Source organism: Candidatus Clostridium stratigraminis, from assembly GCF_045310675.1.
GTDB lineage: Bacteria > Bacillota > Clostridia > Clostridiales > Clostridiaceae > Clostridium_AT > Clostridium_AT stratigraminis.
This window is the reverse complement of sequence record NZ_JBJHZZ010000017.1, coordinates 41517-53077: the sequence shown is the minus strand read 5'-3', so window position 1 is coordinate 53077 and position 11561 is coordinate 41517. Positions and strand designations below refer to the sequence as shown.

Sequence of the window (11561 nt, the reverse complement as noted above, 5' to 3'; positions counted from 1 at the left end):
AAAACAGTAAAAAATAAGGCAAGTGTCCTATGCACAATTAGGAAGCTACACTATGCATTTTCTACTTGCAAAACACACATCTGGTGTGACAATTCTTCTTGAATTCATATAAGCCCAATCTAAATGAAGAATTGTTTTTCCTATATATGTTTGTCCTTCTTTTGATATTACCAATGCCAAATCAGCTTTTCCTGCAACTGCAAAGCATAAAGGTAATAATAATTGTATTCTTGGATTTGTAGAATTTCTATCTGCATAATATTGAGGAATTGCTACTTTATAATTTCTTTTAACTTTTGCTACAGCTTTTTTTGCTTGAGATTCTAAAAGTGCTTCTAAAGCATGTTCATCATAATTGGGCAATCCTATTTCCGTAAATCTTTGTAAATTTTCATCAACAATATGTTCATAATCTATTCTTATATCTAATCTTTTATCAAATATTAAATCAGATGGATTTTCACAGTATTCTGCAATATCAGGCAAAACTTTAAAAACTGACAATGCCTTATCTTTTTCTGTATAAAATCTTGATAGCATCCAATCCTGAGTTGAATTTTGAGGCTTATTTATGTTTTTTATAAAATATGCATAAATATCCTTTTCATAATCACGAGTTTGTAACCCTGTATTAAAACACATATATTCATTGTCTTCTGAAATAGTTATCTTATTTTCTTCTTTTAATCTATCATATGTATAAAAAAGATAATTAGTTAATATAGGAAATTTACTATTAGTTTTATATCTTTCTTCTTTGAAATTCCATGGTTCTTCTTTAGCCATAATTGCTAACGCCTCTAATTTATTTTCAAAAACAACTCCTCTACCAACTCCAACAAAAGCATCCCTACTTAAATTATATTCAGGCTTAAACCATTCTTGTTTATTTTCCATAATATACTCCCATCTTATATAATTATTTTGTATCTTTAATAAAATTAATCTATTGTCATAATAACATTTTTAACGCCTATTGTAATATATCAAAACTTGTATCCTTACTATTTTTAATTTAATTAATTTAGATTAATAATATATTTATCTAATTCATAAAGTAATTCTTTATGTATAAAATAACTATTTGGACTTAAGCATCTTTTATATTCAGTTAGCTGTATGATTCTATTTGCAGATTCTTCATAACCTGTTTCTCTTTCAGTCCCAATAATAACTTGTCCTTTTTCAGCTAACATCAAATCTATTAAAGAATCTATGTTTTTTAAATTTTTTGCATCTTGACCTTGCTGATTAGGAGTATCTATAACAAGCCAATTATAAAGATTTGTTCCTCTGCCTAAATTATATAAATATAATGCTAAATGGTATGATAAAATAATTCTTGGTCTTTCACTTCCTGTATTTTCAAGCTTTTGAACAAAATTAGTCAGTTTTATATAGGTATTGCCTATGTTCACTTTTTCTAATACATTTTGGTATATATCTATAAAATCATTTTTTATCTTATTTATTCTTTTTCTTGATTCAAGACTCTTAACATCTAACTCATAACCAACCTTTTCAAACTCTTTAACTTCAATCTCTTTTGATATTTTTTCTCTTTCATGTTCACTAACATTAATAATTTCTTTTCTTCCTTCTTCTTTATATAATTCTGGAATGTCTATGGATTCTTTTATTTTTTCAAATTGGATTTTAAACTCGCTAATATTTCTATTTAGAGCATGTCTATTATTTATCATTTCATTTAAATTATTCTGCAAAAATTCTATATCTGTTTTATATCCATTTAGTAGTTCTTCTCCAGATTGCATATCTTTAACTAATTCAATTCTTTCGATAATGGAATTATCATATATCATTCCACAAGTAGGACACTTGATTGTATCCTCTTGGTTAAACGCAAACTCATGGTCTTTATCTATATGTTCAAGTGATTTTTTTAAAACATTAAGTTCAAGTGTCTTTTCATATATTTCATTTCTCAAACTTGATATTTTTTCGTTTAGTCCTACTTCTTCTCTTTCAAATATGCTTAAATCTGATAATATTTTATCTGCCTTTTCTTTAAGCTCATTTACTGAACTTCCTTCAATTTTAGATTCATTTTTGTTGCTTATAGATTCTTTCATACTATTAAAAAGTTCACTAAAATGATTGTGTTTAATCTTTAATTCTCCTACCTTATTTCCTATAATATCTATTTGTTTTTTTAATTTATAATATTCTTCTCCTTGATATCCTATTATAAATTTTATACTATACTTTCTCCAATCTTTTATGTAACCAACATTTATAAAACTTTCTCCTAATTTACGCCATCCTCCATCCTGGTCAATATATTGAAATCTAAACAGCACAGGAGGAATAAAGCTCACCGTCTCGCCCTTTTTACTAATTAATTCTGCATCTATTTTAAAAATCTTCTTTAGTAGATAATTTGTGTAGTCAGCATAATTTTCAGCATTACATAACAGTAAAAACTCAGAATCATTTTCATTTGTTTTATATAATCTATATTTTTTATTTTGTCTAATTAAACAAAACTTTTCATTTCCATAATAAAAGAATAACATATATGTACTTATAAGCTTTTTCCAAGAACTTTCCATGTCTGTATCACAGCCCAATGTATAGAAAATACTTTTTATTATAGATGATTTTCCAGTTTTATTAGCTCCAATTACTACATTAAGCCCTTTTTCAAATTCTGTCTCATAGGATGCTTTTTCTTCATCACTTATTACTATTAGCTTTTTTAGAAGAAATCTTTCCATCCTTTTCACCATCTTCCTTTTTTAATCTTAAATATCTAACTAACTTTTTATAGTTAGTTAGATTATTCTGAGAGTAATCTTTCATACAGCATTGCCTCCACCAAAAATTCGTTTATATCATCATTATCATCTATAATATTTTTACATGCTAATATAGCTTTATCTTTAAGAACTGATAGCTCTTCTATTCTAAAAGCATTATCTTCAATCATATTTTCTATACTTAAATAAGCTTCTTCACAATTATCTATGTATAAAGAGTTTGATACATCTAACATTTTACTATGATGTTTTCTAAGAATTCTTATTAAATTTCTGGAATACAATTTACTATAGCCCTTTTCCATTAGGACTTCTTCTATTTCATCATAAAGTTGTTCCTTTTTCGGAAGCTTTTCCATCTTTTCTTGAACTATTTTAAAAACTTCTGAAGATACTGCCTTTTTATCTTTTAATGTTTTGAAACTAATGGGTGTACTTATTTTGGTTTTACTTTTCTTTCTGACATTTTCAATAATATCTCTAAGAATTTTATTACTACTTGATACATATATATTCTTATCATTTAATAAATCACTAAATTCACCAAGAACAATTTTCTCATATTGTTGTAAAGGTAAATCCCCATAATATATAAATGTATTTTGAATAAATTTATCATAAGTAGTATCAAAGACATTTTCTGCTTCACTATTAAATTCTTTTCTTATAAGATTTTTTATATATTCATAAAGTTGTAAGTTTTCATCTTTTAGTATTTTTCCATCTTCTATAACAGACTGCCATTTAAGTATATTTTCATCTGGTTCTATATTAGATACAAAATGACACTTTTTACATTCCGAATTGAACTTCATAAAATTGTAAAATATGAACCCTAAAAAGGAATGGCTCTTTTTGTCAATTTTTAATAAGTCCTTCAATTTCCATTTCTTTTTTGTATCATTTGTTTTTATTTGAAAAAATTCAAGACAATCGGGCTTATCAATGCAACTGCTCTCAGCCATATCATCATGAAACTCACAAAATATTAAGAATTCTTTTCCTTTTTTGAACTCTTGAATCATGTGATACACTATCCAATGAACCTGGTAGTCAAATCTATTAAAGGAATTAGCCCCCGCCTGTTCTCTTAATTCTGATGATAACACATCGTTTAACATATATTGCCTCCAATAAGCTATCTTAAAGCACTCCAAGTTAATACTTGTTATAAAATAAATGCATAAGATATATGCACTTATTTTATAACTTTTACACAACTATAGTATATTTTAGATTTTACTAATAACTTATATATAAATTATTTATAATAGTTTCATACATTGTATGTAAATCTTATATAATTTTGATACATAGTAAAGTTTTATTTTTCTTCTTTAGCAGTTCCACAACTTATATATTTCATTTCTTCGTCTAAAAGCTTCTTTTCCACCTTCCATTATATTTACAACATTCTCTCTTATATTACTTTTATCTATACTGCCAAAATTGAAATTAATGCTTTTATCACTATATTTACATGAAATTACTTGTTCTGCATCACCCAATACAGGTATATTAGCATTGTGTGTAGCAAATATGAATTGTACTTGAGGCTTCATTTCTTTTATTTTGGTTATTAATTCCTTGTAAATAATTTGATTATCTAAATCATCCTCTGGTTGGTCAATAATTATTAAATTGTTATCTTCCTGTGTTAATAAAAACAATAATAATGCAGAAGCTCTTTGTCCTATAGAATGTTCATGTAAAGGCTTATTATGATAGTATATATTTATTGTATTTGGAGTCTTATATTTAGCCCAATCTTCAAAATTAGCTTCAAATTTCTCTATAAATTTAGAATAATTAGCTGGTGATAATTTTGATGAAAATTCATTCTTGCCTAAATATACATCTCTAAAAATTTCTAAGTAATCAGCATATTCATTTACTATTAGTTCAAAAATATTATCTCTAATTCCAGTACCTTTCAATTTTTCTTTTAAATCATTTTTATAATGAGCTTTGTTATCTTTAAATTTAATTTCAATTTTCAACTCTTTTTGACTTTCGTTAATCTTAGTTATTTTATTTTCATATAACTTGTAATCTTCTAACCAAAGGTCATTTAATTCTTTAATAACTTTATTTATTTTATTTTTAAGTTCTTCACTCTGACTTTTTAGTTTATTTAAATTTTCTTTTTCATTTTTTGTTTCTTCCAGCTTTGTACTAATAGTAACAAATTCATCAGGATTTATATTCGGAATATTAATTTTCCTTTTTATATCAGCGAATTCTTCTTCTAAGCTTTCATTTAATTTTTTAAATTCATCATATTTATTTTTTAATAGTTCCTCATTGCTCTTTATCTTATCAACTTCTTCTGATATTTTATTAATAAATTGTATAATCGCTGTAATGTAGTTATTTGTTTCTTTATTAAGTTCTTGGTTATATTTGGATTCATATGATAACAGACCTTCAATTTTAGCTTTTTTGTCTTGAAATCCAGTCATTAAGTTTGTGTAAAAATCATTAACTGCCTTTTTTGAATTTTTTAAATGCAAACCATCCTTCTTGAATTCAACTTGTTTATCTAATTTATTTTCTATGCCTAATTCTTTATACAAGTTCAGCTTATATTCATAATTACTAATATTAGTATTTAATTCTTCTATTTTATCTTGTGTATTGCTTATTTTATTCCATTCTCTTATTCTGTCTACTAATTCATTAGCTTTATCATCAATTTTTTTAATTACTGTAACTCTTGAATTTCCTAACAGTTTATCAAGTATTTGATGCTCATATCCATCTTTACTAACAGAAAGGTCCTTTTGACCAAAATATAGAACATTGTCAATTAGCGAATCAACAGAAATACTTAATTCCTCCCCTGCTTCATTTGTTATATGTACTCCATGATTATATAATCGCTCTATGTTATACTTTTTTCCATAAATATCAATGACATCAATACTTATTTTCCCTCCACTTCCAATACTATTATAAATAAGATTATCTTTATAATTCTTATCTATTATTTCTCCATCAAAATTATAATCTAATCCATATCTCAACAACTCTAATATTGTTGATTTTCCACTTCCTCTAATTCCAATTAACGTATTTAAAAATGGAGAAAAATCAATTTCTTTACCCTCTAATTTCCCACCTTGAAAGCTTATGGATTTAATAATGGGTCTACTTAATTGAAATTCTTCTTTACTTGTCCTATTTTCATAATCACACAAAGCCAATTTCACTGCATCAAAACTAAAGTCTCCAACTTTTAAAAATGTCTTTTCACCTTTACCTATTTCATCAATGCACTTAGGGTCAGAACCTTCTACAAACGCTGGTAATTTATCTTTACCAATCCATTGCTTCAAGTTGTCAACAAACTTCCTTGTTCTTACTTTTTGAAATCCTAATATATTATCAAAATTTAAATCTACAGCTATTTCTTCTATTCTTCCACCATTTAATTCATTATAGAATCCACTATTTTGTTCTATATGAGCCATAACAATAAAATAGTCTTTGTTCATTGAATTTAGTATTTTAATTGTCTCTATTAATCCGAATTTACATCTTCCATTCTCATTTTCATAATTATCTTTGCCTAAGAATGCACTTCCAATAAATGAATTAATATGGTCATTACCATTACAAATCCAATCCTCTTCTTTAAAAGCTATGAGTGTGTGTATTCCATTCGCTCCGTCATTTACAGATAACTCTACCCCTGGAATTAAAAATATTCCTCTCTTAGAAGCTTCTTTCTTTAAATTTGTAAATTCAAATTTATTAAACTTATTATGGTTAGTTATTATGCCGATTTTTATGTTTTCTTCTTCCAGTTTATCAATGTAGTCTTTATAGTATTCTTTATTATCTTTATCATACTTAAATTCCTTATCTTCTTTTGTATGTAAGTGGAAATCAGCCCTTATCCATTCAGCCCCATTAGAAAAAACACTCTTCATAAAATTCCCCTCTTTAGCTTTATTTTACAATATTATACACCTTATCTAAATATGTTTCCATAATTCACTAATAAAATTATTGACAATAGTCAAAAAAATACATCCATTGTTTATATTTTTACATATATTTACAATTAGTTTTTCTTATGCTATACTTCTTCTAAGGTTTATTTTATCGAATCATACTATATTTTGTAACATAGAGGAGGAGGTAGTGTCGTTGGCTAAACATAGGGGACTATTTACAGATAAAACTATTGAAAGAAGAATAAAAGAAGGGCGTGGCTTTGGAGAAAGAGATAAATACTTACCTTGGATTACAATTAGAGATTTGTCTTCATTAGGTAGATGCTCTGAGATAAGTGGCTGGAAAACAAATTCAAGAGTTCATCAACTCTTATCTGATTTAGAAACTAAATACTTTTATATTTTAGAGTTTACTTCTGAAATAACAGATATCAGAGAACAATTTCCTTTGCTTGATGAAGATAAATCTATCTCAGAAACATTACAAATTGCTGAATCAATTGGTGTTAAGTATCCTACTATTCCTAAAATAGGTACAAAAAATGTTCAAACTACAGATTTTCTTATAACACTAAATATTAATGGGAAAACTGAGCTAAAGGCAAGAACCATTAAATATTCAAAAGATTTATCTGATAGAAGAGTAATTGAAAAGTTTGAAATTGAAAGAATTTTTTGGACAAATCGAGGTATTGATTGGAAGATAGTAACTGAAAAAGATATAGATAGTGCATTTTCATTTAATGTGGAGTTTATTCATAATGCTTATTTTCTAAGGGGGTCAAATTTTGACTTTGAAAAAATAATCTATGTAGAAGATGCTCTTCGTAAAGATTTATTAAGCGAACCAAAGAACTTATCTAAATTAACCGAAGTTATAGACATGAAGCTCGGTTTAATCCCTGGTGACTCTCTATTCTGTATAAAATACTTAATAGCCAATAAATACTGGTTGATTGATATGCTAAAACCAATTAATACAGATAAAATATTTGTTGTCAAAGAATTTAAGAACTTAACTACGAATAAGGAGGTGGCAATTTAATAAAGTGGATATAGCTATTAATTCTGTTATTAAATATATCTCAGCTTCCGAACAACCAACATTAGAAGTAATTTTATGGATTGAAAGTCAATCTAATTCAATTATTACATTTGAACTTAATAACAATACTTCAATTCCACAAATAAAAGAATTAAGTCATATTAAAGCACTTTTAATTTCTAAAGAAATAATTATTATAGATAACCCCAATATTAACCCTATTTGCGAAGAAAATATTACAGAGAAACACAAGCAAATAAGGGATAATAGATGGAACTTAATAAAAGATATTGTTTTTTGTGAACCAGATATTTATATAAAGTCTAAGCGAGGAAAAATCATTAAAGATTTAATGATTAAAAATCAAATACATCAGCATAAACTTGTATACAGATATTTAAGATTATATTGGTCAGGTGGTAAAACTATTAATTCTCTTTTACCTAACTATTTTAATCTAAGGTCGATAGGTAGTAATAAAGGTTCTGGTGAATTGAAACGAGGTACTCCAAGAAAAGATAATAAAAAAGGGATTAATGTTACTGAAGATATCAGAAACATAATCAAAAACTCTTACAAAAAGTTTTATAACAATGGTAACGAACTTACTCTTACAAAAGCATACCAAAAAATGCTTGAGACTTATTTTAGCCATGGATACTACACTAACAATCAAGGTATATTAGTCCCTCTTATTGATAAAGATAACTCTCCAAGTTTTAGGCAATTCGAATATTGGGGTAAAAAAATGTTTTCAACAAAGGATTTAATAATTTCAAGAAAAGGACAACGAAATTTCGAATTAAATCATAGAAGCATTTTAGGAGAATCCACTTCTGAAGCATTTGCTCCTGGAAGACTTTTTCAAGTTGATGCTACAATTGCTGATATTTATTTAGTAAGCCGAATAAATCCTAACTGGATAATCGGTCGCCCTGTTATATACATGGTAATTGATGTATTTTCAAGAAAAATTGTTGGATTTTATGTTGGTTTAGAAGGTCCAAGCTGGTTAGGTGCAATGATGGCAATATATAATACTACAAGAAATAAGGTTGAGTTATGTAAAGAATATGGTATTTCAATAACTGATGAAGATTGGATGTGCAATCACTTACCTGAAAACATAATAGCAGACAGAGGGGAATTTGAAAGTAATAAAACATTTAATTTGAAAGCTAATCTTGGAGTAAATATAAAGATTCTTCCACCTTTTAGAGCTGATTGGAAAGGTATCGTGGAACAAAACTTCCGAAGGTTTAATAATAAAACTCTACATTGGTTACCTGGTTCAATAAAAAAAGAATTTAGAGTAAGAGGCGATGAAGATTATAGGTTAGGTGCTTTACTCAATTTGCATGAATTTACTCAATTAATTATTCATAGTATTTTATACTTCAACAGCAGTTATATGAATTATTACGAAAGAGATTTGCAAATGATTAAAGATAATGTTCCTCCAATTCCAAATGAACTTTGGAATTGGGGTATTAAGAACAGAAGTGGTTCATTAAAAACATTCAGTGAAGATATAATAAAACTAAATCTAATGCCTTCAAAGGAATGTAGTATAACAGAAAGAGGGCTATTATTTCAAAACAGAAGATATAGTTGTCAAGAGGCAGTTGAGTCTGGAATATTTGAACATATAAGGAAATACGGAAGAATTAAGACTGTAATATCCTATGACCCAAGAAATCCTGATTTTGTTTATATAAATGAAGGTAATAAATTTATTAAACTAAACTCTTTAGATAAAACTTATAGGAACTTATATTATGAAGAACTCGAATGTCTTCACGAAATAGAAAACTCTGAACATGCTAACTACGGTGATAGCCAAATTCAAAACACAGCAAATTTAAATGCAAATATTGAACAAATAATCTCTTCAGCTAATAAACGTGAAAAAGAATTAATCAAATCCAAAAAAGAAAAAATTGAGAATATCAGAGAAAATAGATTTAATGAGAAAAGTATTAACAGGCAAGAAGAAGCATGGGAACTTGATAAAAAAGAGCCTATCATAAGTGAAAATAAGGTAGTAAGTTTAAATAATGCAACTGATGATGAATATGTTCCAAGACCTAAATATGTTGATATTGTTACTATGGATTTAGAAAGTGAGGATTTAAGTAATGGATAATAAGAAAATAGATATAGTTAATGCCATATATACAGAGCAAAAAATAAGCGAATATAAGAACAATCCGTTAATTGAAGCTTTACCTGAGATTATAGATAACCCAATAAAAATGGCTAAACAATTAACAAGATATCCACAATATAATAAAGACGATTTAAATTTACCAGCTATGTATAGAATTCATTTGGTGAAAGAAATTGAAAGATTTTTTAAACCTCTTTCAACACATTATGCTGTTGAGCAAATTATATCAAGACTCATGCGTTATGGCTATGTAAATAGAAATCCATTTATATTTAAAAATAATACTACCAAGTATGAATGGCAGAAGTATCCTACTCAAGGTGTTTCTTCTTCTACAACCCCTGAGCTTGGTATTTTTGGCATTAGCGGTATTGGAAAAACTACTCTTGTTAAAAACATATTATCTATGTATCCCCAAGTTATTCTTCACACTGATTACAAGGGAGACAAAACAGTAAGGTATCAAATAACATGGTTACATGTAGAAACCCCTGCAAGTTGTACTTCAAAAGGCTTGTGTTTAAATTTATTATCTCAGATAGACGAAATATTTGGAGAAAATGTATATTACAGAAAAGGAGCAAATAAAAATTCTTATGAGCTACTAAATTATATAAAAACAGTTGTGCAACAGCATTCCATTGGCTTACTTGTATTTGATGAACTTCAAAATCTTAGAGGTATTGAAGGTAAAAAGCAAGAGCAACTACTTAACTTTTTTGTCGAAATTTCTAACACCTTACAAGTACCAATAGTCTTTATAGGGACTCTTAAAGCAATACCTTTATTTAATAGAGAATTTAGAAATGCAAGAAGGATATGTGGTGACGAAATAGTAATTTGGAACAGAATTGAAAAAGATGCTGAATGGAAAGCATTTGTTACAGAATTATTTAAATTTCAATATACGAAAAATCATGTTGAAATTAATGATGAACTAATAAATTTACTATATGAAGAATCACAAGGAATAACAGATGTAGTTTTAAAATTATTTATGTTAGCTCAATATAGAGCTATATCCTCAAATCACGAAAAAATTACAAAAGGAGTTATTTCTTCTGTTGCTAAAGAATGTTTAAAGCCAATAAAACCAATGTTAGATGCCTTGAAAAAGAATGATGAAAACCTGCTAAGTCAGTATCAAGATATATATTTAAGTAAAAAAAATTGGGATGATATTCTTAATTCTGAACAAAATAAAGCACTAATATATGGCAATGGACAAAAAACATTAGTTGATGTTGAAAAGAGCAATGAATTTATTATCAATAATAAGCTAACCACTGTTTCAGCCTGGCTTATACAAGGAGGCTTCTCTATGAGAGAAAGTGAAATAGTAGCTACAGAAGTGGTAGAAAAGTTTGGGGCTGATACAGATGTAAATATATTAAATCGACAAGCTTATCAACTTCTGTTAAGTAAAAAAGATTTGCAACAAGAAGAAAAACTTTTAAGAGATAAAGAAAAAAATAATATTAAACAACCTACTGGTATGCTAAAAATATATGATGAAGCAATTCAAGCTAAGATGCCTGTTTACGAAACTTTAAAAAACTCAAATTATATTGCAGATATAAATGAATTTATATCTTAAAAGGTAG

General features: G+C 27.0%; 8 protein-coding genes. 3 read left to right on the top strand and 5 right to left on the bottom strand.

The window, feature by feature from the left end:
• Nucleotides 1-45 precede the first annotated feature (45 nt).
• The 5 genes from ACJDUG_RS15955 to ACJDUG_RS15935 form a co-directional block, all read right to left on the bottom strand.
• Entirely contained in the window at nucleotides 46-897 is an 852-nt protein-coding gene (locus ACJDUG_RS15955) for a DUF3825 domain-containing protein (RefSeq protein WP_406770864.1), read from the bottom strand.
• Between the two features lie 122 nt (nucleotides 898-1019).
• Nucleotides 1020-2738: a hypothetical protein gene (locus ACJDUG_RS15950; protein WP_406770863.1), complete on the bottom strand. Its 1719-nt coding sequence runs from the start codon at nucleotides 2736-2738 to the stop codon at nucleotides 1020-1022.
• Nucleotides 2698-2823 (bottom strand): hypothetical protein, encoded by a 126-nt coding sequence (locus tag ACJDUG_RS15945; RefSeq protein WP_406770862.1) that lies wholly within the window; start codon nucleotides 2821-2823, stop codon nucleotides 2698-2700. Before ACJDUG_RS15945 ends, ACJDUG_RS15950 begins: the two co-directional genes overlap by 41 nt.
• Nucleotides 2801-3901 carry a dsDNA nuclease domain-containing protein gene (locus ACJDUG_RS15940; RefSeq protein WP_406770861.1) on the bottom strand — a complete coding sequence of 367 codons (1101 nt, stop codon included), beginning with the start codon at nucleotides 3899-3901 and terminating at the stop codon, nucleotides 2801-2803. Before ACJDUG_RS15940 ends, ACJDUG_RS15945 begins: the two co-directional genes overlap by 23 nt.
• A 216-nt stretch (nucleotides 3902-4117) precedes the next feature.
• Nucleotides 4118-6715 carry a TrlF family AAA-like ATPase gene (locus ACJDUG_RS15935; protein ID WP_406770859.1) on the bottom strand — a complete coding sequence of 866 codons (2598 nt, stop codon included), beginning with the start codon at nucleotides 6713-6715 and terminating at the stop codon, nucleotides 4118-4120.
• 220 nt (nucleotides 6716-6935) lie between these two features.
• On the opposite strand from ACJDUG_RS15935, the gene ACJDUG_RS15930 reads away from it, so the two are divergent.
• Genes ACJDUG_RS15930 through ACJDUG_RS15920 form a run of 3 tightly spaced genes read left to right on the top strand, consistent with a single transcriptional unit; the run spans nucleotide 6936 to nucleotide 11554 of the window.
• Nucleotides 6936-7787: a TnsA endonuclease N-terminal domain-containing protein gene (locus ACJDUG_RS15930; protein WP_406770858.1), complete on the top strand. Its 852-nt coding sequence runs from the start codon at nucleotides 6936-6938 to the stop codon at nucleotides 7785-7787.
• 4 nt (nucleotides 7788-7791) lie between these two features.
• The gene (locus tag ACJDUG_RS15925; protein ID WP_406770856.1) at nucleotides 7792-9933 is read left to right on the top strand and encodes a Mu transposase C-terminal domain-containing protein; all 2142 of its coding nucleotides are present in this window, start codon (nucleotides 7792-7794) and stop codon (nucleotides 9931-9933) included.
• On the top strand, nucleotides 9926-11554 hold the full coding sequence (locus ACJDUG_RS15920) for an ATP-binding protein (protein ID WP_406770855.1): 1629 nt from the start codon (nucleotides 9926-9928) through the stop codon (nucleotides 11552-11554). Before ACJDUG_RS15925 ends, ACJDUG_RS15920 begins: the two co-directional genes overlap by 8 nt.
• Nucleotides 11555-11561: the final 7 nt, after the last annotated feature.

What these genes read in the sequence shown, in the direction of transcription:
- ACJDUG_RS15935 (WP_406770859.1), bottom strand. Translation starts at nt 6,715, where the DNA reads ATGAAGAGTGTTTTTTCTAATGGGGCTGAATGGATAAGGGCTGATTTC.
- ACJDUG_RS15945 (WP_406770862.1), bottom strand. Translation starts at nt 2,823, where the DNA reads ATGAAAGATTACTCTCAGAATAATCTAACTAACTATAAAAAGTTAGTT.
- ACJDUG_RS15940 (WP_406770861.1), bottom strand. Translation starts at nt 3,901, where the DNA reads ATGTTAAACGATGTGTTATCATCAGAATTAAGAGAACAGGCGGGGGCT.
- ACJDUG_RS15950 (WP_406770863.1), bottom strand. Translation starts at nt 2,738, where the DNA reads ATGGAAAGATTTCTTCTAAAAAAGCTAATAGTAATAAGTGATGAAGAA.
- ACJDUG_RS15920 (WP_406770855.1), top strand. Translation starts at nt 9,926, where the DNA reads ATGGATAATAAGAAAATAGATATAGTTAATGCCATATATACAGAGCAA.
- ACJDUG_RS15955 (WP_406770864.1), bottom strand. Translation starts at nt 897, where the DNA reads ATGGAAAATAAACAAGAATGGTTTAAGCCTGAATATAATTTAAGTAGG.